Source organism: Candidatus Lokiarchaeota archaeon (assembly GCA_014730275.1).
Classification (GTDB): domain Archaea; phylum Asgardarchaeota; class Thorarchaeia; order Thorarchaeales; family Thorarchaeaceae; genus WJIL01.
This window is the reverse complement of sequence record WJIL01000060.1, coordinates 1-26,148: the sequence shown is the minus strand read 5'-3', so window position 1 is coordinate 26,148 and position 26,148 is coordinate 1. Positions and strand designations below refer to the sequence as shown.

Below are 26,148 nucleotides of genomic sequence, written 5' to 3'. Positions count from 1 at the left end.
CAGAATACCTTTTGAGGTTGTATGAATTTCATAGCTTGGGTGCAACTGCTGCGAATCAAAGTCGAAGGCTATCCCACTCTTTATCCAGAAATTGCAATTAGAGGAAGACTCAGGCTCAGCGGACTCGGTCGCAAAACAACCGAAATGATAATGGAGCAGATTCTGGAGAGCCTTCCTGAAGAAGAATATATCTCTGAGGGGAGGCTTTTCGAAATGCTCAGAAATAGACTTACAGCTGAAACCAAAAAGCGGTTCGATACAATCACGAGATACCATGAAATGCGACGAGAAATCCCAGAGATACCTCCGTTGTTTGTCGCTCTTGAAGGGGCATCTGGAACCGGCAAGTCCATACTGTCATTAGAACTCACTTCAATTTTAGTAATCACCAGAATCATTGGCACAGATACAATTCGCCAGCTGATGCGCCAGCAGACTGACAAGAACCAACATCCCGAGCTCTTTTGTCATACATATCAAGCTCATAAATACAAACGTGTGGGGCCTAGTTCTCTTGACAAGATCATACGTGGTTATTTGGCTCAATGCAGTATCATGAGAACCGAAATCACCGGATTGATTCAACGAATAATCAGAGAAGGAGCATCCGGACTAGTTGAGGGAGTTCACATCATACCTGGACAATTGAAGAAGCTCTCAAGTAGTATCATTGAGGTGTTCATTGATCCCGAAAAAGAAATCCATCGACAGATGTTCATCAGTAAAGGGGTGACTGAAAAGCTAAGGACTGTAGACAAGGAGAGCACCAAACGTGAACGGGAATTCCTTGCTACTAGAAAGATACATGATTACATGAAAGAGCAAGCCAAAGAAAACGACGTGCCAATAGTCAATTTCACGGATTTCGAAAAGGCCACTCGAGAGCTTGTGAATCTTCTCTATGAAAAAATAGAAACCATAGATGCAAATTACAGCAATAAGAAAATAGAGAAATAGAGCGGCTTGGATCAGTGTTCTCTGATTAAGAACAATCCAAAGCCGCTTATTTGCGTGGTTGTTTTACATCAAACAGTGATTGTTTGTCTTCTAGCATGAGCTGTGTGTGATTGCCATTTCGGGACAATTTTCCACACAAGCGCAGCACTCAATGCATTCATCTACAAGGGGTGCTTCTGCTTTGTCATCGTCGTTGAGTTCAAAGACTGCTGTGGGACAAACGTCAACACAGACAGCCGCTCCCACGCACTTGTCGTGATCGATTTCGATTTCAATACCAAGCTCTTCAGATTCGTAGACCGGCACTTTTTACACATCCAAGCAACTTCCAGACTTTCAGGGTCTCTTATAAGCATGGAGTATACGGCTACTCTTGCGACGACTTCACGACATGAGGACCATCAAGAACCAAGGAGAAACGACAGTTGAGCTGGAAACAAGAATCAATTGATAGATTGTTCAATCCGGAGAGTATCGCTGTAGTTGGGGCTTCACCAAGACCAGAAAGCCTTGGTGCTCTAACATTCACAGCTTTGGACAAGTATAGAGGCAAGAAGTACCCAGTCAATCCAGGCCATGATAACATTGATGATATGAAATGTTATGCTTCTATTCTGGATATTCCGTATAACGTCGATCTTGCCATATTGGCACTGGGCGCGCCACATGTCTTGGGAGTGATGAAGGAGTGCGCTGAAAAAGGTGTTAAATCAGCAATCATTTTCGCTGCCGGTTTCAAGGAGCTTGGAGGAAAAGGCACTGAATTACAGAAGAATCTCAAGAAGGTAGCCAACAACGGGAAGATAGCAGTCATAGGCCCGAATTGCCTAGGCGCAGGCAATGTTCGCAAGGATATAAATGCGACTTTCTTTCCCCATCCTGCCCCACTCGATAAAGGGAGCGTCTCGGTGATTAGCCAATCAGGAGGTGTCTCAGGTCTGATGTTGTACAGAGCTTCAGAATCAGGTGTGGGAATTTCCAAGTTTGCCAGCGTAGGGAACAGGGTGAATGTTGACTTCAACGATCTTCTGTGCTACTTCAACGATGATTCTGAAACAGAGGTAATCTGCATGTTTGTTGAAGGTACCGGGGATGCACGGCTCATGTACGAAGAGACCAAAAAGATAACACCAAACAAAGATGTCGTTGTGTACAAGGTCGGAAAAACCCCTGCATCCAAAAAAGCCGCATTGAGCCATACAGGAAGCCTCGCAGGAAACGCTATGCTCTATTCTGCAGCTCTTAAGCAGGCAGGGGCTATTGAAGTTGGTAGCATCCAAGAGATGATGGATTCTGCGAAAGTACTCTCCGCACAAAAAATCAAAGCAGAAGGAAAAAGAGTGGCTGTGATAACTCACAGTTTGGGCATCGCCCTCATAGCGGCACAAACACTCGAACAACATGGAATGCACCTTCCAGAGCCTTCAAAGAAAACAGTGACTGCAGTTAGAAATCTTCTAGATATGCCGGTTGAAATCCCAGTCTCCAATCCGGTGGATTTGCTTGCAAAAGGGTGGGCTGAACCAGATGTATTCGCGAAGGCGTTTGAAATAGTACTCGATGATGATGCCTTTGATGCGATTCTGACTGTTTTCAGCCCCAATTTTCAAGAGGGTATAGGAGGAGGCATGCCGGCAGAAGCAGTAGTAGAAGCGAAGAAGAATGGGAATAAGCCGGTGGTTAGCGTTCTGAATGCCCCACGTAGCCGTATTCCTCAGGGAAAGAAGATACTTGAAGCAGGTGGAATTTCGACCTTTGCAAGCCCTGAAAGAGGGGCAATTGCCCTGTCAACGTTGCTTGCAGGTAGGTCCGCCTAAGGGAACTCGATGCTAACAGGATCTTAAGAGATCACCATTCTTCAGAGAAAAACACAAGCCACGCCACTATTGGCTCTAGGAGATCAGTTGGATCCCCATCAAGACGGAATAGAGTCGAACCGGCCGAATCTAGAATAGAGGAACTACCAAAACGGAATTTTGTAGAACCAGAGGAACTCATGACAGCTGCATCATTGTATCTTGCCAATGTACTGCCGGAACTATCTCGAACACTGCCTCCTTCGATGGTTCCAAGAGTTCTTCCAGAATTGTCAAAAACTCTCTCTGAGGAAAATTCGCAGAGTGTGCTTCTTGAGGAATCACGAACCTCGTCATCTTCTATGTATGCGAGAGTCGAACCACTGCTGTTTCGGAGAATCATACACTAATCACTAGTTGGCAGAAGAAATCCGCAATTTGAAAGTGTTTTCGATGTGTCTTTGATACAGTATATATAGCTAGAATCATGGGTCAAATCAAATGGGGAAACACCTTGGCCGATTCTGAAAAGGACGAAAGGGACATAGCTATTATTCCAAATGAGGAGGATGCGTCATTTTTTGATAGAATGATGCATCATCTTCAATTAACCGAAGGAACCGAGATTGCGCGCCGCTATTTTGCGATGAATGCATTCGATGGTATACTGCCCGTAGTGGGAATCATCATGGGTGGATTCATATCGCTAGTCAACCAAGAACCGCGATTCGTTTTTGCGACGGTCTTACTGGGCTCAATTGGAACAGCTATAGCCATGTTTATTTCGGGGATATCCAGTTCCTATCTGACAGAACAAGCTGAAAGAAAAAGAGCTGTGAAGGAGCTCGGGAAATCAATGCTCGCGGATATGAGTCATACAATCTATGCAGAGGCTAGTAGAACGACAACACTTATTGTATCAGTTATAAACGGTATTTCTCCGACTTTGGCAGCATTGGGAACTATTTCTCCAATGTTCTTGTCTGCTCTTGGCATACTTGACCCCGTAATTGCAATGTATCTTTCAATAATAGCTGGCTTGATTCTGCTATTCTCTTTGGGCTTATTCTTGGGGAAAATATCCAAGGTGAATATATGGATATCAGGATTGAAAACGCTATCAGCTGGTTTTCTCACAGTTCTGATGATGCTGGTTATTCAAATATTCACTTCAACCTGAGAAATCAGTTCCAGTATGAATAGCGGCTCTCTTCATCGCAACATTTGATAAGCCATTCTACATGCTACATGCTCGGCGATGGTATTGTCAGAGGAGGAATCCTGCGACATAGGCTGTGATGAAAACAATCTAATCAAACGTATTGAAGAGGAACTCGAGCTAACTGATCGCGTTCAAGTCATCCGCAGACATATCGGGCTTGAAGTGTTCGAGGGCATACTCCCAATCCTCGGCATCATAATGGCAGGGATTGTATCTTTACATTTTGAGCCTGCATTCTTTGCCTTCGAACCGATTCTTCTTGCTTCACTCGGTACAAGTGTGGCGATGTTCATTGCAGGATTCAGCGCATCATATCTAACTGAAGAAGCTGAAGGGAAGATTATTTTGGAAGAACTAGAGGCCTCCAAATCGAAGCAATACAGTCACAAGTTCTTGGTGAAGGCAGAAAGAGAAAGTGCGCTGGTCGTTTCTCTTGTTGACGGGCTGACACCATCGATTGCAATCCTGATTTGCATAACTCCATTATTCCTTGTTTTTCCGGGATGGTTACAGCCACTACATGCATTCTATGCGTCATTGGCCATTGGACTTCTGTTGTTGTTCTTGTTGGGTGGATTCCTGGGCTGGATGTCCAAAACAAATATCCTCATCTACGGAATGAAAACGCTTGCAGCAGGAGGACTGACGCTACTCATTACATATATCGTCTCAAGTCTTACTGGCGCTCCGCCACATTGAATCCAAAATGTATTTCTTGCAAACCTCGGACCTCTGAATTGGAGACTCATCTTGAAGAAACTCACACCTATGCAGAGACAGTATCTAGAGCTCAAAAGACAGCATAAGGATTGTTTGTTGTTGTTCCGCTTAGGCGACTTTTACGAGCTGTTTAATGAAGACGCTGAAATCGCCTCAGAAATCCTAGATATTGTCTTGACATCCCGAGGTGAAGGTGTAGACAGCTGGCCAATGTGTGGTGTCCCATATCATTCAGTAGAGCAGTATATAGCAGAGCTGCTTGAAGCCGGACATACGGTTGCCCTAGCAGATCAAGTAGAGGATTCTTCAGAAGCAAAAGGACTGGTCCGGAGAGAGGTGGTACGAGTAATCACTCCAGGTACCGTGCTTGAGAGCTCGATGCTTGAAAGTAATGCAAACAACTACTTGACCGCCATGGTTGTCCACGAAGAAATGATAGGGCTTGCCGCAGTTGATATATCTACAGGAGAGTTCATAGCAACCGAGTTTGAAGCTGAACCTGATAGTGAGGAGGTCATGAGTGAGCTCGCTAGGTTGAATCCGTCTGAGCTTCTGTTACCTGAGTCCATGGCCGGAGAGAAAATTGTCCAGGATTTGCGAGAGGGCGTAAAGAAGGTAGATTTCAGAGAGGATTTGGATTTCTCAGCCAGATCAGCAGAAAGGGCTGTCAAGGAGCAATTTGGTGTAACAACTCTTGACGGATATGGCCTCGCTGATAAGCCCGTTGCACTCGGAGCTGTCGGTGCTATCTTGGCGTATCTCTCCGAGGTACATAGAGGACAGAAGGCGGCCTTGACCGGAATCAGCACATACTCTATTCAGGACCATATGACAATTGATGCGATTACCCAGCGCAATCTTGAACTAGTCAAGAATGCTAGAGACGGGTCTACCCGCGGCACCCTTCTTTCCGTCCTTTCTGAAACAAGTACTCCCATGGGTCGAAGAAAACTCAAACAGTGGATGCTTCAACCCCTCATGGACAGTAGCAGTATCAATGAGCGACTTGATGCGGTTGAAGAAATTGCGAGATCTGCACTGGTCAGAAAGAATATTGCAGAGAAGCTCGACAAGACCGGAGATTTTGAGCGTCTTGTGAGCAGGATTGCATTTGGTACAGCCAATGCCCGAGACTTGGTCTCTTTGAGAACTGTTCTTGCCAAGATTCCCGAAATACGAGAGATTCTCCAGAGCTGTGATTGTTCGATTCTGCAATCAGCTGCTGACTCCATTGATGCACTTGAGGATTTGAGGAACACACTGGAGGAAGCAGTTGTTGATGATCCCCCTGCCACTGTGAAAGAAGGAGGGATAATCAAAGATGGCTATGATGAACAACTAGACTCCATGAAATCAGAGATAGCGGCAGACAAGGAATGGATTAGATCTTTGCAGGGCAAGGAGCGAAAAAGAACTGGAATAAAATCGCTGAAAGTTGGATACAACAAAGTCTTCGGATACTACCTTGAAGTAACAAACACCAATACTGACAAGGTTCCGCCCGAGTATGAACGGAAACAAACACTAACCAATTCGGAGCGATATATCACTCCAGAGCTAAAAGAGAAGGAAGCCACTGTTCTTGCTGGAGAGGAGAAAATCAATCATCTGGAATATGAGCTTTATGAGGATTTGAGAGCAGAAGTGAAGGAAGTGGTCAAACCGCTACGAAGGAATTCACAGGCTATTGCTCTTGCAGATGTCATTGTTTCATTAGCAGAAGTTGCAGTCAAGAGAGGATACAACCGACCGAAGATTGTCGAGGATAAGACAATCCGGGTAGTAGAAGGCAGACACCCGGCAATGGAAGTGGCACTGGGTAGAAACGAATTCGTCCCAAACAGCCTATCAATGGGCGAAGACGGAACTACGCTGTTGATTTTAACAGGGCCTAACATGGGAGGGAAGAGCACGTATATGCGACAGAATGCACTCATTGTCCTCCTTGCTCAAATGGGATCCTTTGTTCCTGCCAAGAGAGCCACGGTAGGACTGGTTGACAGAATCTTCACAAGGGTGGGCGCTTTTGACGACTTGACAGCCAGCCAATCCACGTTCATGGTGGAGATGATCGAAACCGCGAACATCCTCAACAATGCCACCGAACGGAGCCTCGTTATTCTCGACGAAGTTGGTCGCGGTACAAGTACCTATGACGGTATGGCTCTTGCATGGGCAGTAGCTGAAGAGATTGCCAAGATGAAGACACGAACACTCTTTGCCACCCATTATCATCATCTTACTCAGATGGCTGAAGACTATCATGGTATCAAGAACGTACATACCCTAGCAAAAGAAGCGGGCGACGATATTGTTTTTCTCTACAAGGTAGTTGGAGGGCCTACTGACGAAAGCTATGGTGTACATGTGGCATCCTTGGCAGGAGTACCTGAGCCTGTAGTAAGCAGAGCAGCAGAAATGCTGGTAAGATTTGAGAATGAAAAACCCGTAGCAGTGACCGGAGAATCAAGCGAAGAACCTGTTGTGAAGCAGATGAGTCTCGAACCATTGACTGTGGAAGATCCGATTCTAGAAGAAATCAAGCATATGGATTTAGACAGAACAACACCCATAGATTCGCTTCTTGCTCTACGGGAATTTCAAGAAAGAATTCGTGACAGGGAATAAAGCACGAATCGAAATCTCCGTTGAGTATGTGCTAAGGCTTTAATCACCTGAACGGAACTGAATCAAATATGGCACAGAAGAAATTGCTCCTTATGGGAGTGGATCAAGCAATACCCTGCCTCATTGATAGATTCGTTGAAGAGGGCACGATGCCAAACCTTGCGAAACTGATAGAGCGAGGAGCAAAAGGCAGAGCACTATCCTGTTTTCCGCCTGATACCCCCACGAACTGGGCTACTGTGGCAACTGGTGCAAATGTCGAAAAACATGGTGCCACAAGTTTCTATCTTCACAAACCAGGGGAACCGTTTGAAAAAGGACTTAGAAAGGAAAACAGGTCAAGAACCCAGCTGAGGAAATACGCTACAGCAGAATTCTTTTGGGATGTCATTGATCAAGTTGGAATCCGTTCCTTTATTGTAAACTATCCAGCTGGCTGGCCAAGTGCTCTTGAGAATGGAATTATGAGTCGACTGGTATGGGAAATCCCAGATCCGCGCCCACGCATTCTGTCTCAAGCCAATATCAAACATGTCCAGATTGAATCAGCGCTATCAGGATTTGAACTAGTAGAAGGCATATCTGCACGACTGGTTGAATCTGACGATGGGGATCAGCATGGCATTCTCATACTTGAGAGAAGCGAGAAAATTGAGATAGGCGAATGGAGTTCATGGCTTGAATCTGAGATGAAAACAGATTCTGAAGTTGTACCCTGCACTTGTAAGGTCAAATTAGAGGGTATAGAGAATGATAAAGCAATCATACGAAGAGGGACGGTATACAGCCTTACCGGTTGGGCGAACCCTGATTCGTTTAGTCAGGAACTAATCCCCAATGTGATGGAGCCGGAGCTTATAGCTGGAATGGACGAAGATGTTGAATATTGGTTCCAAGGTTCAACTGCCGATTATCTAGAGGAGGCGGAACAGGAAGCACGGTTGGTCGGACGCGCAATCAAGTATGCCAAGCAGAAACATGATTGGCAAGTCTGCATATTCCATATTCATTTCCTTGATAGCGTCAATCACAAGGAACTTGCATATCTCCATGAGGAGTCGCCTCTGTATGAGGAAGAGGCCTCCAAATCTGCACTTGAGAATATTCGAAAGGCATACGGACTGATCGATGACTTGCTGGGTATGCTTCTAGATTCGGTAGTCGATGATGACACAGTAGTTGCCTTACTTTCCGACCACGGGGCGATACCTGCATGGAAAGTGGCAAATATTCCGAAGGCATTGGCTGATGCTGGATTGCTAGTTTACAAAGAATGCGAGGGCGATGGCAAAACAAAAACCGTTGATTGGAGCAAAACAAAGGTGTTCCCGTATCTGGAACCGCCATATGTTTGGGTAAACAAAGCTGGACGTGATCCACACGGTATCGTCCAAGATAGCGAATATGAGACTGTTAGGCAAGCGATAATTGATACACTCGAATCGATGCGTGATCCTGAGAGTGGAGAGAGAATCGTAAGAATTGCCTTGCGGAGAGAAGAAGCTGATTTTCTGGGTCAGAATAGCAAGCGTGTGGGTGATGTAGTTTTTGCGTTGAACCCACCATACGAGTTATTTGATGGAAATGCAGAACAACTTGACGTAACGTCAATCCAACCTGAATTCCTCGAAAGAAAGCTGGCATTCCCAGCTACCGAATGCTTTGGTGCCCATGCCTACTACCTACCAACTACTCGTTTTGGACCCTATAGCATAGATGTTCCAGTTGTATTGGCAGGTCCAGGAATCAAAAGTAACACAGAATTGAAGAATTCCTTCAATTTGGTTGATATTGCACCCACATTGGCATATCTCTTGGGTGTTCGAAGGCCAAAGGACTCACAGGGGAGGATACTTCATGAAATCATCGAAGGATTCAGCTGCAGAGGTAAGTAGGCATACATTCTCGTGACAATTGAAAGAAGGGTGAAAACTAATGGAGAAGATCAAAGATTTCCGGATTGGCATCATCGGAGTTGGGCTGCTTGGAAACATACACAATCAAGCAATTCAGACAATCGCAAGAGGACCCTATTTTGGTGACGACATTGCTATCAGCTTAGAAGCAGTTTGCGATACACGGGAGGATCATGTGCTCGAGTATGCAGAACAATGGGATGTACCCCATGCATTCACTGATTGGAATGACTTGCTAGCACTCGACGAAATCAATACGGTGTACATCGCTACACCAACCTATTCTCATAGAGACATTTTCGTAGATGCAGCTAATGCAGGAAAGCACATCTTCGTGCAGAAGCCTCTAGCATTTACGGCAGAGGATATTCAAGACATGATCCAAGCCAGAGATAGAAATGACATCATTGTTCAAGTTGGACATAGTCTCCGCAATCATCCGGGCTTCTGGGGAGTTCGTCGTATCTGTCGTGATGAAGAATATCAAGCAAAAATGGGGCAGCTGTTCAATGTGCATTTCAGATCCGACCAAGAGAAGCCGTACACTGGTGCAGGATTTCACCCATCTACATGGCGACGCGACAAGGAAAAGGCACATGCAGGAACATTGTATGAGCACTCGATTCATGATTTCGACATGCTGAGATACTGGTTTGGTGACAGGTACAGATTTGGAGAGGTTTTTGCCAATGCCAAGTATTTTTTCGAAGCTGACGGTATCGAAGACTCAGTAGGAGTCCTAGCTCAGATGACACACAAAGAGGGGGGTATAGGGGCAACTTTAGCACTCACCGCGGTATGGCATAACATCCACCGTGACGCCAGGCACATTGAAGTTTTCTGGGAAAACGCCCATTTGGAGATCAAGTATTCGTTGCTTGATTTCAGCGGATTCTTGGAAATCGAGGGTCAGGATAACATTGAGTTCGACCAAGACAAGCTTGACAAAGAATACCGAGAAGCAATTGGGTATGGAGATGCTCCCAGCATTTGGTTGAAGAATTATGGCTACGAGACGCTTTTGTTTCTTGAATCGGTGGTTAGAAGAGAACCACATCCGCTAACGGCATCACTTGAGGATTCCAAACGTTCACATGAAATCGTTGAAGCTTGTTACAAATCATCAGAAGAACATCGACCAATCAATCTTTGAATGCTCACCTGGAAACTAGTATGCATTACAGGATTTGCAACGAATCATATATACGTAGGGAAGTAAGTAGTTCCACCCAGAGAGGCGTACCAAAGAATGGACGTAATAATCTCCCCTTCCATACTCTCAGCCGACTTCGCTCATCTTGAGGAAGATATTCGAAAAGCTGAAGGAGGAAATCCAGACTATTTCCACCTTGATATCATGGATGGCCACTTCGTACCGAATATATCGTATGGTCCTATTATGGCCAAAACAATGAAGAGAATAACAGACAAGCCACTAGATGCACATTTGATGATCACGAACCCAGACAAGTATATTCCAGATTTCATTGATGCTGGTGTGGAGATCATCTATCCCCAGATCGAAGCCACCTATGACATCTATAGGACCGTTCAGCTAATTGTGGATCTCGGAGCAACAGCCGGAATCACCTTGAATCCAGGAACACGAGTAGATCAGGTCATTCCTTTGCTTGATCTCATTGATTACATCATGATTATGAGCGTCTGTCCAGGCTTTGGCGGACAAGAATTCATCGGCTCCTCTATCCCACGCATTAGAGAATTGAGAAAGATTCTTGATGATCACAAACCCGAAGTCAAGATAGCAGTTGATGGGGGAGTGGGAGTATCAAACATAGGTGAGCTTCATGCTGCAGGAGCAGAATTCTTCATAGCTGGCTCAGCGATTTTCAAAGCAAAGGAGATTGACAACGCAATTATTCAGCTTCGAGAAGCTGCAAAAGGCACTTAGATTGAATCGTGCACATTTCAAAAACTAAATTGAATGAAGATATGCATGAGTTACCAATATTCTCTTAAGCCCTCTTAATCTACCAATCTGTTTAGTCGTGAATTTTACTGCTATCAGGAAGTGAATGCAACGGATAGAATGCTATCGCAAGGCAGAAGCATAGTTATCGAAAGAGAAAGGAATCCTCAAGAGTTAATCGAAAATCTTGACCATAGTGATCTTCAAGAGCTGCGGATTATTGATTGTGATACGGATTCACTAAGTCTAGAATCGTTGAGAGAATGCAAGCAGCTCATAGAGCTTGAGATAACTGGAACCAATCTGAAAACAGTCGGTTTCGAAGCTCTCTCTGATTGTCCTAACCTACGCAACTTGATTCTCAGCAACAACCAGTTGAAATCTATTGACTCTTCAGCACTGTCGCTTTGCCAAGATTTGGTGAGAATTGACGTTTCTGAAAATGAATTGGAAGAAGTGGATCTAAACCCATTAAAAAACCTAGAGAAACTAGCAGACATCGACTTGACAGGTAATCCACTGAAATCCATTGATTTGGAGCCGCTTTCTGCTAGTCACCAGCTTGAGAATCTGATGATTTCTCACTGTAAACTTAGATCCATGGATTTAAACCCGTTGAGAAGGAAATCAGAACTGAGGACACTATATCTCAACGACAACAGAATCAGTGAGATTAATCTCGGACCACTGAGTCACTGTACTCATTTGCATACCCTATCTCTCGGTAGAAACAACCTCAAGAGCATAGACCTTGTGCCAATCAAACATTGTGTGAAACTTCGAGTCTTGAATCTGGGCAGAAACAAGCTTGAGGAGCTAGATATACGGCCACTCAAGTACTGCAACTATCTTCATACCTTGGCTGTAGACGAAGGCGTAGAAATCATAACTGGAAAAACAGATCCTCTCAAAACGCGAAGAATAGATAGAGTCCATCACATAAATTCGATAGACCTCCGATCCTCCGAATGGGTGTGAGAACTCAACGTCTATGGTAATGCTTTTTATTGTCTGAGAGAAAGGTCGTAGCAGAAACAGCGACGGAATTCATTGTTGCTGAGATACCACCGAGATTGAAAACGGAGAGACAGCATATGAAGTTCTTTATTGACACAGCCGATACAGAAGCAATCAGGAAAGCCCACGAACGGGGCATGGTTGATGGAGTAACAACAAACCCAACGCTTGTAGCTAGAGAAGGAAGAGATTTTCGGGAGATTGTTGACGAGATAGCCTCCTTTGTTGACGGCCCTATAAGCCTAGAAGTTATCAGCGAAGATGCTGATGGGATGATTGAAGAGGCGCGTGAACTTGATACATGGATTGACAATGCTGCAATCAAGATACCTATGACATGGGAAGGTCTCACGGCTGTTCGAGTGCTCTCTGAAGAAGGCATTAATACCAATGTGACACTATGTTTTAGTCCAAATCAAGCTCTCCTTGCTGCAAAGGCAGGCGCAACATTCGTTTCGCCTTTCATAGGCCGATTGGATGATATCGGTCATACGGGTATGGACATTGTGGTCGATATCAAGGAAATCTATGATAACTACGCTTTCGATACCGAGATTATTGTTGCTAGTATTCGGCATCCACATCATGTATATCGAGCTGCCCTTAGTGGCGCGGACATAGCGACCATTCCTCCCTCAGTACTCGACAAGATGGTAAACCATCCGCTTACCGATGTTGGAATTGAGAGGTTCCTTGCTGACTGGGAAAGCATGGAAGAATAGCCCAAGCCGTGATTGAGATGGAAATCAAAGCTGACCTTGTTGCCGTCAATGGTAACATCATCACTATGGATCCTGAGCAACCTACTGCAACAGCTCTAGCAGTCAAGAGCTACAAGGTTCTGGCAGTAGGAAGCGATGAGATGGCTATGGACCTTGTATCGACAGCCAAGAGGGTCATAGATCTTGGAGGCAAGACGGTCGTTCCAGGTTTTGTCGACGCTCATTGTCATCTCACACAGAAGGGAATCCGGTCTTCGTATGTTCATCTCCATGATGCTAAATCACCACAAGAAGTCAAGAAACGACTGAAAAGGGAAGTTCCCAAGCATGAGAAGGGTCAGTGGATAAGGGGCTTTGGTTGGGATGAAAGCAACTGGGATGAGAAACGGTATCTCACTAGAAATGACCTAGATGAAATAAGCAAAGAGCATCCCATAGCCATAGATCGCGTCGACCTACATCTTGCATCAGTAAATAGCATGGCACTCGAAGAACTCGATATCGATCTGGACCAAGATGGCGTGGAGAAAGATAAGAAAGGCAAACCCACGGGGGTTCTGAAGGACATAGAAGGACTCTATGATAACATCGAACCCAGTGAAAAGAATGTCTATGAGGGGGTTGTTGCTGGAAATAGACTCGCAAATGAAGTGGGTATTACTACAGCAGTGGATAATGCACCTGCCGGATATCTTCGATCACTCCGTAGAGCAGAACGCACAAATGAACTCACAGCCAGAATGATTATCAACCCACCTGTGACCCAAATAGATCACCTCACAGAACTAGGTATCACATCCGGTATGGGAGGAGCAATGGTTCGAATTGGTGGAGCCAAAATATTTACAGATGGCTCCATTGGTGCAAGAACAGCTGCTCTTTCTGAACCATATGCTGATGATAAAGACAACACCGGCAAAATGCTATTGAACAAGGAGGATTTTTCCAGCATCATTCGAAAGGCTATGGAGAATGACATACAGACTGTTACGCATGCAATCGGGGACCGAGCTATCGAGATGGTTATTTCATCATTTGAGGAATCCAGTTATACAAGTAAAATACGAAACCAAAGACATAGAATTGAGCATGCCGAGCTGATTAGCCTTGATCAGATTCGCCGAGCGGCAAGCTTGGGTCTGATTTTGTCAATGCAACCCAACTTCGTTGGCAGATGGCAGCAGAAAGAAGGGCTGTATATGGACCGACTTGGAGAAGAGCGGGTTATGACCATGAACATGTTCAAAGCTGCCCTTGACAATGGAGCTCGGTTGTGTTTCGGTTCTGATGGAATGCCCTTGGGCCCGATATATGGCATATGGTCTGCGGTATCACATCACAATCCCAAAGTGCAGCTAAATGTAGAAGAAGCACTAAGGTGTTACACAATGGAGGGAGCATATTCATCCTTTGTTGAGAATATCGTAGGCAGCCTAAAAGAGGGAAAAAGAGCTGATTTCGCGGTTCTGTCAGATAATATCCTAGAAGTACCACCCAACGAAATATGTGATATTGAAGTGGAAAGGACAATACTAGGCGGAAAGGTCGAATATAGTAATCCAAAAGCTGTAGGGTGAAAGGAAGGGGAAAATCAATGGGCGAGATTCGGGTCTTAAGCGAGGATACCGTTTCGCTTATTGCTGCGGGAGAGGTTATCGAAAGTCCCGCTTCGGTTGTAAAAGAGCTAATCGAGAACTCACTTGATGCAGAAGCGGATAGGATAACCGTAGAAATAGAGACGGGTGGAGTTGATAGGATTCGGGTTTCTGATAACGGTATTGGTATTCTGAGAGAAGACCTGCCCCGTTGCTTGGAGCGATACTCTACCAGCAAAATAAGAAACGAAGAAGACTTGGAAGCAATATCAACATACGGATTCCGGGGAGAAGCTCTTTCAAGTATCGTTGCCGTGGCAGATGTGGATATCAAAACGAAACGTGCTGGACAGGAATTGGCCTACGAGATTTCAGCGAATAAGAATAGAATCTCCGAAATACGAACAACAAGTAGACCTGTTGGGACAACAGTAAATGTGAGCAATCTCTTTCAAAGAGTGCCAGCCAGGAGAAAACATCTTGATGGAATCAGAGCTGAAAGTCGGAAAGTGACCGATGTCGTAAGACAACATGCAATTATCAGAAATGATGTTGGATTCAAGCTGCTTAGGGACGGCAACACTATACTGGATTGTCCTCCAAATCAAACCACGAAGGATCGAGTATTATGCCTTCTGGGATCAGAAGTAGCTGCAGCAAGCACCGAAGTAGAGTTTTCTGAGAACGATATCCAAATCACTGGTTTTGTAGTTCACCCACCACACGCAAGGGGGAATAGAGGAAGGGAATATATATCAGTAAGAAGAAGACCTGTGAATAGTGAGAAGCTTGCTTCCGCAATTGAATCTGCTTATGGAAATCGATTGATGAAGGGCAGATATCCAATTTGTAACATAAACATAGACTTGGAACCGCATCAAGTAGACGAAAACATTCACCCAAACAAACGTGAAGTCAAAATCTGGAATGCCACAGCAGTTCTCAAAGTGGTTCGAAAGGCGGTACAAATAGCTCTCGATAAGAAAGAGAGCACAACTGTTCCAACAGCACAGAAAGAGATACAGGTTACTGATTCTACTCAGTCAAAGATTATCTCCGATAGTGAATCTGAAGAAGCTGAGAAACAGCTGAATCTTGCAAGGGCAGTGCCTCTTCTTGAACAGATGTCATTGGAACCTCTTGATGAGTCACCATCCGAAGCAAAGGAAGTAGTAGCTGGCGTGTTCAAAGTCCTTGGACAGATTCACCAACTCTACCTTCTCTTCGAGGTGGAAGACGGGCTTCTCATAGTAGATCAACATGCCGCTCATGAACGAATCTTGTATGAGCAAATGCGAAAGCAAGTGAGAGCAGGACCAAGTTCGGTACAGCAACTCCTAGAACCCATTGTTTTGGAAATGAGCAAGGAAGACATCGATGTGATACTGGAACGGAAAGAGGCTCTTGACACCCTAGGCTATTGCTTGGAACGCTTTGGGGAAAGGGAGATTCTTGTCTCAACTGTTCCTGAGATTTTAGGGAAAAGAGCTTCAAAGGAAGAATTAGTATCCCTTGTTGATAGAATTCTTGATATAGATGAAAAATACGGAGCCGAAAACTTTGAGGATGCACTACTCAAGATTACGGCTTGTCATTCGGCAATTCGCGCAGGAGAATATCTAGACAAGAAAGAAGCCAAGGATTTACTGCTCAATCTTCTGAATTCGAAAAACAAGTACAATTGTTGTCATGGCAGGCCTTCCATGATGCTTCTCTCAAAAGCCACCCTTGACAAAGCAATTGGGAGAAAGGGACCTGAAGCAGTTCTACGATATATGGCACGACACGGTGTAAAACCGGAATGAAATTGGTTGTTGTTCAACCTAGAGAGAAAAAAAAGCGAAGACTTTTACTAGATAGAATGTTCTTAATTGCTGAACTAGACGTTTCTTGTTTGACATGTATCTGGTCAACGGAGACAGGATGAAATGGCCGGCACAACCTGGTGGATAGCTAAGGAATACCTGAAGAGGTTAGAAATCAACTTCGAAGAACACGGTAAGAAGACATTCAGTCTATTTCCATCCACTCGCACGGAAACACAAGAAATTGAGGTCTTTCCGGGCAAACAGTGGATAACACTAACTACCAGATTAGCTGATTTGTCAGGTCTTGACGAGAATAAGCGTCTCACATTTTTTGAGCGACTTCTGAAAGCAAACGCCAACCTAGCAGAAGTGAATTTTGGCGTTGACAAGAAGGGCTATCTGATGATTCGCAACGTAATTCCAGTAACAGGCATCAGCTTCGATTCTTTCAATTCCATATACAAAGCACATCTCGTTGGTGTAGAATTCTTCAAGGAAGAGCTTCTACGAGATATAGAAAATTAGCGAAACATGAACTCGATTAAAAAACCGAGCAGACAGAAAAATCCAAAAAAAAGAAGAGAAGGGGGGAATCCCCCCGCATTTGTTCTAATTCTTTCGACGCTTGACAAGTACAATGATCACTACTAGTGCAACTGCACTGCCAGCAATCAATACCAGAACATCTGGCTCAAGTCCGCCTCCAGGTCCAGTAGGTCGTGTTGTGGTAGTAGTTGTTACCAATCCTTGACCTACAATATAGGAGATAACAGAGGTTCTAGCCTCGCCTGAGGAGGTATAGACCACAACCTGGAAGAAAACCTCTGTGTCTTCAGGATAGCCAGGAATATCCCCCACATAATGATTGGTGGACTCTTCCCACATACCAGAGGAGGTAGTTAGGTCATCTCCACTGGTGCCAAATTGAATCTGGACATTGTCAATCTGCTCCTCGCTGTAGATGTCCACTCCCACTCTCACAGATTCGTTTGGTTGTGGTACATCTGGAGATACGGTTAGAGAGCCAAACTGAACACCGCCAGGCTGAGCAGAGGTTCCAGAATTGGATACATAGCTGACGAAGACAGGGTCTTGATAGACGCTGTAGCCCTCCCACTCGGGGAAGCCAATCGTCACATAGTACATATTGGAACTGAATGTCCATGCTGTGGCTGAACGGCCCGAGCTCGACTCGAATGCGGATCGGAATGTTCCAAGCGGGGTTGTATGGCTGACCACCTCGTATGGAGCAGTTGTGTTCTTACTCCAATCGTAAGTGACGCCACCCATAATCATCTCCGCAAAGCGTGCACCCGATGTCTCAAACTCGAAGGTCTCAGAGCTAACCGTCTGTTCGTTGTCTGAGAGAGTTCCATTCGCCTTGAATGCGAAATCGGTCATCGATACTTCAGCGAAGTAATTCAAACCTAGGGACTTGTTCTCAAGATTATCTCGTCCGCCAATCATATCGACAGACCAATCACCAACTGTGTTATCCACCTTAAGATCGGCCCAGTTGTTGGTTGCACCAGCTGTCTCATTGACATGGCCTTGGAAGTGTACCAGGAAGGAAAGTTCTTCGACCGTTACCTTGGTCGGTCGCTCATCGAAGGTCCGATAGTCTGAACCCTGCTGAACGTCGCTATACCAACCCCAATAGCCTTCCATTGTGTAGGGATAGACTGTTCCATTGATGTCCTCGAAAGTAACACCCCATGTTACCTCATCGGTGAGGTTCACACGCATGTCACCAGAGTCATTGAAATTACCGAATCTCTCACCAGGTTTGACAAATGATACGTTGGCGACAGATTTGGGCATCAAATAGTGGCTGAGTTCACCGCTACCAGCGTTAGTAAGGTCGACGTCCATCTCACTGTTGTTGTTGGCATCCTCCCAGATTAGGAGGCCGCTGTATTCATAGTGCATGCCGATGTTGAGGTAGTGCTCTACATCATCTTCAACTGTCGAGACACCGTAGTCTTGACCAACGCCAAAGGATAGCCAAGTCCAGGTCTGCTCGTTGGAATCAATCCAATCGTACCCTTTCTCTTCAGCCTCAGCAACGATATCGGCCCAAGTGACATTCTTGGCCATCCAAGCAATATCCCAGTAGCCAGGCTTAGGTTCACCTTCGTCTGTTCGAAGTGTGCTGTTGATGTTGTCCCACTCGGTCTGATTGACCAGTTCCATGGTGTCAGCATCATACCAGTAGAACGTCTGGTTCCACTCGTAACTCCACGTGAAGGTATCCAGACCCATCCAGGATTGTAGATGCATCTCATCGCCATACTGGGTTGCATTAGGCTCCCAGTCGACACCGACCCACATCTTCTCATATTCGTGAGTCCAGGAATCGGTGGAACAATACTCCTCTCTTACGTAATATTGGTCATCAGATGTGTCAAGGTTACCGTCCAAGTCTACTGCACCGTTCTCGGGGTTCGTGGTCCATTTCTGGACGCCCCACATGCCCCACTCGGGTGTACCAATGACGATATCATAGATGTTCTTGTAGACAGCACTTTCGATTGGCTGAGGACCATAGACTAGGTCGAAACCCCAGCGTTCTCGCATCCTGTAGATGTTCTCCTTGGTGGCATACGCTGTTACGTTAGAACCATCATAGGAGAAATTGTACATCGAATGTGCACTACAAATCTCTACATAGAGATCACTGCTGTATGTTGCATTATGGACATAGTAGACGTCTTTCCAGTAACCTTCCCACTCAAATAGATAGGTCTCGCCCAAGAAATCGTAGTTATCTGTGGCCGTAGTCTCATTGTAGTAGACCATAACCAAGTGGGTATCAAGCACTGGTAGCTCCTCATAGCCATCCAACACTATCTGTGAACCATTCAAAGCCTCGTAGTAATGGTATGTTTCGTTTTCGTGCTCATACCACACAGGCCATTCATTAAGTGAGTAGAATACATCTCCATAGTAATCATACTCATAGATTTGGAGGATTGTAGTCCAATTGAGAATCCAGGTTGTCCCGTTGGTAAGAGTGATGTACTCGTAATCACCCTGAGAATCGCTGTAAATACTAGGCCAATAATCACCTGATTCAGTTGTGTAGTTCACAAGACCCGTCTGCTCGAAACGCATACTGCCGTTATATGTGCCCATTGGAGCGCTCCAACCAGCTGTTGTTGGATTCCAAATGTGGGTACCGTTTGCAGTTGTATGCATTGGGTCATAACGTATCAGTTCATAGGTGTCACTGCCTATGTCCACGAAGTAGTCGTAGGAAACATTGTACACAGGATACCAGGTATCATCAACCAATACGGATTTCGTGGTAGGTACCATCCCACCAGAACCCACCTTCTCGTTCAGCTGATAGTGATAATCAGCATTAGCACCGGGATAAGGCATCTCATATTTGACTCCGGCAATTTCAGTAAACCAGAACCTGTGAGTGTCCCAAGTCAACAATTTGGCAGTTGAGCCCCCATATTCAGTCTCAAAGTAGCGTTTAGGCCACGAAACTCGATGCCACTGTCCATCTATTGTGGTGTAGTAGTAGCCATCACTGTTATTGTATTGAAGATTGTATAGATTCCCGTCGATGTCTGTCATGAAGTAGGAACTGGTTCTGCTATCCCATCTCCAATCCTCTGCAAGCTCGAGTACATTTCCTGCGCCATATCGCACAATCCAACCTTTGCTATCACGGTCGAATTCGACTTTGTCGTAGTACTCAATCTGGACATTGCCGCTATAGTCTGCATAGTCTTCCCAGCTGGTACCTTGATGAAGCACACCATCAATATCGATCCAACTGTAGTAGTAGTTGCCTCCATAGTCCCAACCGTGATGATATTGCATTGCGGTGAGGAAGGATTCGCCAGTGCCAAGCGTGACATTGTAGATGTGTATGGTCTCATCATATGTCACATAGACCATCGTTCCATTGACGAGTTCGTAGGTATACACATCCCTGTTGTTCTCAGGGTCGTAGTGGTCATACATGAGAATGTTCTCATATGTCTCGCCGCTCCATGAATCATAGGTTTCATGAACTTCAATAGGTAGTTTCTGACCGTCAACCATGATATATGGTGAGCTGCGTCCCATGAGGAATTCATCGCCAGTCTGGTTACAGAGTGTGTCGTTCTTGAAAGCCAGCTGTGGCTGAGGCTTATCCATGTATACGCGTTCACCCTGATGGTCAAAGGAGTAGACCCATTCACGATCCCAGCTCTTGACCTTATGTTGGCCATAGTCACTGGAATAATCCTCATACCAAGTATCATTCATGAAAGCGAAGTTCCACCAGTAGTTGGTTTCTGGAACAATCTCAGACATGTTTACCAACCATGAGACGTAGAGGTCACCTCCATCCGTCCATTTTGTGAAGTTTGAGGTCGTACAGAAATTAGAATTCACCTTTGTGGCTGAGCTGCGATGGTTGATGTACTCTTCCTGCCACTGCCCGGTTTTCTGGTTGTAGTACCACCAGGCCCAGTGCCAACCCGCCACCTCTTTCCATTGCCACTCGGTATAGTTCCCGTATACCCAGTCCCAGGTGTCAGTTGTTGAATTGTAGACATAATGCCAACCTGTGACGTTAACCCTCACGTAGTCCTCGTATGTTCCATATGTGTAATTCTGTTTCTCTGTGAAATTGAATGCAGTAAATGTTGGAGTGCCGTTGACATCATAGTCAATTGTGTAAATCAGCCGTGACCAGCGTGACTCATTTTCAGTCCAGTAACCATCACCAGCCTCTAGACTGAATTGTGCGCCATCTATGTCATCAGCTATAGAGCCACCACCCTGAAGTCGACCCTTAACCATGAAGTCTTGTCCTTTCTCAACAGCAAACATATAGTCGCCAGGTGAGCGCCCATCAGCTGTCAGAACCTTTGCAAGTGTAACAGGACTTTCAATGGTTATTTCTTTGGCCATCTGATATTCTTGCAAAGTCTGACGGGCAGTCTCTCCGTAAGTATCTGCCCAATAGCGATTGCCTTCAGGCCCCATAACCATATCTTTGAAACGGAAGCCTGAGTATTGATCAGTCTTGGGCATCTTTTCGGTGAAATGACCCACGAAATCAACACTGAGTGCTGTGTCAGTCTGCCTCGTAGTGCACAAAGATGTGTTCAGTTCATATAATATTGGTAGGTCCTCTGGCATAGGCTCGTGGACAGTTATCTCCCGGTTGTATTCACCCTCAACATAGTGATCGTATGGGTAACCCCAATAGCTATAGCCATAGTAGGACTCCCAGGTTCCACCGTTTGTCTCGTTGTAGACAAAGAAGAGCTGTCGTTCCACCCAGCGGCTTTCGTTGACTACCTCTTGTGTCCAAGTCTGGGTATCTTCGTGCCATGTCTCATTGAGCCAAGTGACGTTTACGTGGTCGTGAGTTCCAAATTCAACCCACTTACGCTTCTTGTACTCACCATAGACATCGTCGATATATGTCACCTCAAGGCTATCATTCCAAACATAGGTTCCTAGTGCTTCATCATATGTCCAGCCACCATATTCAGTAATGACTTCTTGATGCCATCCGGTGGCGTTTACCCAAGTATCAATACCACTAGGCATTTTGAACCCAAGCTGAACGTAGCTTGGGGTATCGCCGGTAATATTGAAACGCATGATGAAGTCCTTTTGTCGACTTACGGAATAGAGTGAATCGCCTTCCAAGTCAACCTTCTCTAAAGTATAAGAACCACCTTTGGACCAACTCCAAGCTTCGGAAGGAGGCATACCTACAGCAATGCCTTGGAATTCATATCCAGAAGCATATCCATAGGAGCCGATATTGTTGTAGTCGGTATCCATGACGTCCATATGGAGTTCGTAGAGTCCCAATGGGGCATCAACAGTGAACTTCACAGCGAAATTGACGTAGTATGCGCTTGCATCACTATGATTGGAACAGTCATCAACGACTAAATCGATGAATGATGGCAGCATCCCGCCTTCTTCTTCGCTCTGGTTGTACTGGCTGCTGTACGCAGACCAAGTATCTCCCCAACCTTCTGCACGGAAGGACATCCCGAAATCGGCTGAGAAGTTCCAGTCAGGTGTCATGTACCAGCCATTAATCCTCACTTCGCTGAGATTCTGCCCTTCTGTGAAGATATTTTTGGGAATTGTTGCCTGAAAGGTTAGAACCTCTCCAATCTCAGCATAGCTGTCTTCAGCAACTTCGCTTCCATTTTCGTGGAAAATCTTGAACTCCGGACTTGGTCCGAAAAGCCAATTCTGATGTTCCCATGTCCATTCGTCGCTTGTGCTATTCTTGTCGCTATCCCAGTGGACATAGGTACCATTGTTAGGCTGTTCTGGATAACTCTCATTCTCCCCAGGATCATCCTGAGAGAATGTATAGGTTACCGGAGAATCAGGTTGACCAGATGGAATTCTAGTCATACTTGAACCAGCATAAGCAAATGATACCATGAACAAGACAATAGCAAGTGTAGAAAGTAGTATATGTGTTCTGTTCTTGTGTTGCATATTGATCTAGATCCCCTACGCTTTCCCATGGGCATTCAATCTGTGTAAGCTTGCGTACGTTCAAGCATAAGGCAGCAAAAGCCTAGATTGACGCATGGCGCAGCGCGGCATTATTCATTCTATAGTCACTTTCTTATTCGCATAATATAAAACAAGCTTGCATAAATGCCGAAGAAAAGCAAGCATCTATCGACCGCGTCTGCCAAAATCTGAGCTAAACCCCCTCTGATTGAGTGAGGGGGTTCTCTAGTATTCTAAGGTGGAGAATTACATCCACACCAATTCATAAAGTCCTAGCCATCATTACCACAATAGGTGTTACGTATGCTTCGATTACAGAGGCGAGAAGCAGGAAGAAAACAATCAGAACATAGCTGCGCCATGTTCTCATATCTCCCAACAATTCACGTGTCTTAGAAGGAAACTCTTCCCAATTCTCCTGCATAACTAACGGGGACAAATTACGAGCAATACGAATAGATATTGCTGCAGCAAGGAGAAAGGCAGGAATTTCTATTATTGCATGAGGAAGGATGCTGGCGAGGAATACGATTAGACCACCATTTGGAGCATTCAGATAGATGGCACTGAGACCACCTAGAATGAGAGCTGTTGACAGCACCTCAGATATGGCTAGAGACATCAAGCTGAATCGTATATAGTTCAGTAGCGGGTCACCAGGGTTCTTCGTCGCAATCATGTAGCCAGCTGTGAGTATGAGGGGGAGGACAATCAATGCAATGAGTACGAACTGATCATCATAAATGAAGTACTCCATTGCAATCAGGGTAGCAGTTAGTGGAACCCACCACACCGAACCTTCAGCACCATAGAAACCTCGGACCACAAAGGCAAGCAAGTATATTGCCAATAGAACAGCATAGATGATTCCAGCCCTTAGACCGAGTTGTGCAGCAAAGCCCCATGGCCATGAATTTGGTTGGAAGAGTCCCAAAGAAGCATCCCTGAAAGTCCACAGATATGCTATAACTGCACCCACAAAAATACCGACTATGCTAGCAATACCGATTTTTCGTTCATTGGATTCCTTCTCAAGGGCGACGAGCCATAGTATGGCCGACCAGAATACTGGACCAAGTAGCAACATAAGCAGAGTCCGAATTACGTTGTGTTCTGCAATTATTGGGAATATACTGCCGCTACTGCTTAAGACGAATGCTTCTAGAACCGCTTCTAGTCCATCAGCAGCCCCAATTTCGTTAAAGAGCGTAAGAATGTAACCCTCCAGCAAGCCAGGATCCAGCACAGCTCCAATCAAATACACTCCAATCAAAGACACAAAAATACCACCAAAAAACATGGCGATAGTGTCTGTCACATCCTTTTGATGAACACTTAGCAGGGGACCAGTTTTCTCACCCTGGGAAATCCGCCACTTCTCGCGAAATTCAAAGAAGTATAGAATGAAGAGCACAGTGGCAATGTAAATGGGAACAAACACAATGAATTGGTATGCAACTCGTAGGAGATAAGCTGCTTCTACCGGCGGAGAGAGTATTGGGCGTAATCGAAAGAAGACGCGTGACGCCACCGTTGCAGGAGTTGGACTCACAAGCAGCAGATAATCCATTCCAGGAAGCAAGAACCAAACAGCTATTGCAACAGTAAGAGCAGAGAAGAAAGCAAAGCCTTCCTTCCCATATCCAGTCCGACGCAATATGTACCGTCCCAACACACCGAGGAGAATCATGCTCGCAAATGGAATAAGCAGCATCATCAGAGCCCAAATTGTCGGAGCGATAAGTACTCCATTTTTGGGAGCGTTGTTCAACAGAGACACCACTACACTATCAACCATGCTAGGAAGCAGACCGAATACGCCCATCTGAGTAAATGAGAAATGAAGACACACCATCATGACAGCGCCAACGAATGCACCTGTGACTAATCCACCACTAGCAACAGCAGAAAGCGTATTCTTTATCGCATTGCTCCAGTCAAATGCCTTTGCTTTTTCTCTAAAACTCCGTATTGAATCAAAAATCCGCTTGTAAAGAAGAACAGAGAAGTCCTCTGCCAACGGGAATATTAGAATAACAAACAGAATAGGTGGGAAGGCAAGAGCTAGTCCGATCCCATAATACCCAATCAAACCACCTAATGTACCAGTTTGAATGCCGCGAATAACATCAAGACCAATAGTGAATAGAGACCATATCAGATTGAGACGGAAGAACCATCCAAGTACACCTTGCATCATCTCTTCACCCAAATCCCGATCACCAAGCCTCAGACCGGCACCCTTAGCAATGCGATTTGAACCTGGATATCCGAACCTGTATATCCATGTTAGAAAAATCAGAACACCCTGAACATAGGGGCCAATAGTTCCGCCTGGATTCATGTACACGGGAATAGAAGGCAGAATGGTAACCAGACCAATAATGAGATAATCCTTCCATGATTCCCGCCAAGCTTTTTCTTGAATCTTAGGATCAAGAGGCTGAGGCTCGACACCTTCAAAATGAATATGATCTAGTCTGTCACCAAGGCCTGAGTATTCATCTGTCTCCGGCTCTTTTCCTGTCAACCGTTTGATGAGATTACTAAACCTGCGTTTCATAGGATCCTGCAATGACAGTTTCACTATCAACACGAGCTGTCCAAAAAGGGCAGCCACGAAAGAAACCATAATCCACGTCAAGAAATCCTGCAAGGCGTAGGTAAATTGGAATACAAAGTCGGTAAGTAGTATCCAGTATAAATCCCCGGAATTCACAACCGGAGTAAAATAGGTTGGAAGCCCTGAGTTCGGAGCAAGCCAAATGTTGAGAAGAAAGAACGTAAACACCTTGACTGCCATAATTATGACAAAAGCTTCAATCAATCGGTTGCGTCGTTCTCTGAAAAACACCAGGTAGAAGAGAGCAACGATGAGCGCGGGAATGAATTCAACTAGGATTGTTAGCGGCGTGATGCTTACCATTGACAAACGGCTCCATTGACTACTAGGACATCCATCTAGTAGTATCCTAGTGATAAAGGTTAGTTGGATTGACTCAGCGATACAGAGAACATTAGGTCTTTTTGCCAAGCAACGACCTTACCATAATGCTTTAGAGGCGTGTTAATTATTGTTAACTCAAATTACATAGGTGAAGCAGATGGAAATTAGCCAAAAACTAACAGATGCGCTTAATGATCAAATCAACTACGAGCTATACAGTGGGTACATCTACCTGAGCATGGCCACATATATGGAAGAGCAGAACCTTAACGGAATGGCCAACTGGCTAAAGGTTCAAGCTGAAGAAGAATATGAGCACGCAATGAAATTCTGGAATCACGTAGCTGACCGAGGAGGCAGAGTCACGCTTGCAGCCATCG

At 45.2% G+C, this 26,148-nt stretch carries 18 protein-coding genes; 14 read left to right on the top strand and 4 right to left on the bottom strand.

The features are described from left to right. Positions 1–21: 21 nt before the first annotated feature. Positions 22–957, top strand: coding sequence for a hypothetical protein (locus GF309_06100; protein MBD3158347.1), 936 nt, complete (start codon positions 22–24; stop codon positions 955–957). Between the two features lie 90 nt (positions 958–1,047). Here the strand turns inward: GF309_06100 and GF309_06095 are convergent, their stop codons facing one another. Beyond that, on the bottom strand, positions 1,048–1,233 hold the full coding sequence (locus GF309_06095; protein MBD3158346.1) for a 4Fe-4S dicluster domain-containing protein: 186 nt from the start codon (positions 1,231–1,233) through the stop codon (positions 1,048–1,050). Between the two features lie 149 nt (positions 1,234–1,382). Between GF309_06095 and GF309_06090 the strand changes: the two genes are divergently transcribed. Continuing rightward, entirely contained in the window at positions 1,383–2,774 is a 1,392-nt protein-coding gene (locus GF309_06090) for a hypothetical protein (protein MBD3158345.1), read from the top strand. 31 nt (positions 2,775–2,805) lie between these two features. Here the strand turns inward: GF309_06090 and GF309_06085 are convergent, their stop codons facing one another. After that, on the bottom strand, positions 2,806–3,156 hold the full coding sequence (locus GF309_06085; protein MBD3158344.1) for a hypothetical protein: 351 nt from the start codon (positions 3,154–3,156) through the stop codon (positions 2,806–2,808). 111 nt (positions 3,157–3,267) lie between these two features. Between GF309_06085 and GF309_06080 the strand changes: the two genes are divergently transcribed. The 11 genes from GF309_06080 (at position 3,268) to GF309_06030 (ending at position 16,836) form a co-directional block, all read left to right on the top strand. Next, a complete protein-coding gene (locus GF309_06080; protein ID MBD3158343.1) occupies positions 3,268–3,933 on the top strand; it encodes a hypothetical protein in 666 nt (221 codons plus the stop codon). Between the two features lie 84 nt (positions 3,934–4,017). Continuing rightward, positions 4,018–4,674 (top strand): hypothetical protein, encoded by a 657-nt coding sequence (locus GF309_06075; protein ID MBD3158342.1) that lies wholly within the window; start codon positions 4,018–4,020, stop codon positions 4,672–4,674. 51 nt (positions 4,675–4,725) lie between these two features. Next, complete coding sequence (gene mutS / locus GF309_06070) at positions 4,726–7,323, top strand: DNA mismatch repair protein MutS (GenBank protein ID MBD3158341.1); 2,598 nt, start codon at positions 4,726–4,728, stop codon at positions 7,321–7,323. A 68-nt stretch (positions 7,324–7,391) separates the two neighbouring features. Beyond that, positions 7,392–9,218, top strand: coding sequence for a hypothetical protein (locus GF309_06065; protein ID MBD3158340.1), 1,827 nt, complete (start codon positions 7,392–7,394; stop codon positions 9,216–9,218). Between the two features lie 40 nt (positions 9,219–9,258). Further along, complete coding sequence (locus tag GF309_06060; GenBank protein MBD3158339.1) at positions 9,259–10,392, top strand: hypothetical protein; 1,134 nt, start codon at positions 9,259–9,261, stop codon at positions 10,390–10,392. A 96-nt stretch (positions 10,393–10,488) separates the two neighbouring features. Beyond that, positions 10,489–11,151, top strand: coding sequence for a ribulose-phosphate 3-epimerase (gene rpe, locus GF309_06055; protein MBD3158338.1), 663 nt, complete (start codon positions 10,489–10,491; stop codon positions 11,149–11,151). Between the two features lie 138 nt (positions 11,152–11,289). Next, positions 11,290–12,147, top strand: coding sequence for a leucine-rich repeat protein (locus tag GF309_06050; protein ID MBD3158337.1), 858 nt, complete (start codon positions 11,290–11,292; stop codon positions 12,145–12,147). Positions 12,148–12,263: 116 nt separating this feature from the next. Beyond that, positions 12,264–12,908: a fructose-6-phosphate aldolase gene (fsa, locus tag GF309_06045; protein ID MBD3158336.1), complete on the top strand. Its 645-nt coding sequence runs from the start codon at positions 12,264–12,266 to the stop codon at positions 12,906–12,908. Between the two features lie 17 nt (positions 12,909–12,925). Beyond that, positions 12,926–14,485, top strand: a complete 1,560-nt coding sequence (locus GF309_06040) for an amidohydrolase family protein (protein MBD3158335.1) — start codon at positions 12,926–12,928, stop codon at positions 14,483–14,485. A 17-nt stretch (positions 14,486–14,502) separates the two neighbouring features. Continuing rightward, the gene (gene mutL, locus GF309_06035; protein MBD3158334.1) at positions 14,503–16,308 is read left to right on the top strand and encodes a DNA mismatch repair endonuclease MutL; all 1,806 of its coding nucleotides are present in this window, start codon (positions 14,503–14,505) and stop codon (positions 16,306–16,308) included. A 123-nt stretch (positions 16,309–16,431) separates the two neighbouring features. Then, complete coding sequence (locus GF309_06030) at positions 16,432–16,836, top strand: hypothetical protein (protein MBD3158333.1); 405 nt, start codon at positions 16,432–16,434, stop codon at positions 16,834–16,836. A gap of 84 nt (positions 16,837–16,920) precedes the next feature. Here GF309_06030 and GF309_06025 read toward each other — a convergent pair whose 3' ends face one another. Together GF309_06025 and GF309_06020 are read right to left on the bottom strand one after the other, a co-directional pair. Further along, on the bottom strand, positions 16,921–22,713 hold the full coding sequence (locus tag GF309_06025) for a hypothetical protein (GenBank protein ID MBD3158332.1): 5,793 nt from the start codon (positions 22,711–22,713) through the stop codon (positions 16,921–16,923). A 370-nt stretch (positions 22,714–23,083) separates the two neighbouring features. Next, on the bottom strand, positions 23,084–25,747 hold the full coding sequence (locus tag GF309_06020) for a hypothetical protein (GenBank protein MBD3158331.1): 2,664 nt from the start codon (positions 25,745–25,747) through the stop codon (positions 23,084–23,086). 178 nt (positions 25,748–25,925) lie between these two features. On the opposite strand from GF309_06020, the gene GF309_06015 reads away from it, so the two are divergent. After that, positions 25,926–26,148: ferritin (locus tag GF309_06015; protein ID MBD3158330.1), on the top strand; the 223-nt coding region annotated here is incomplete at its 3' end.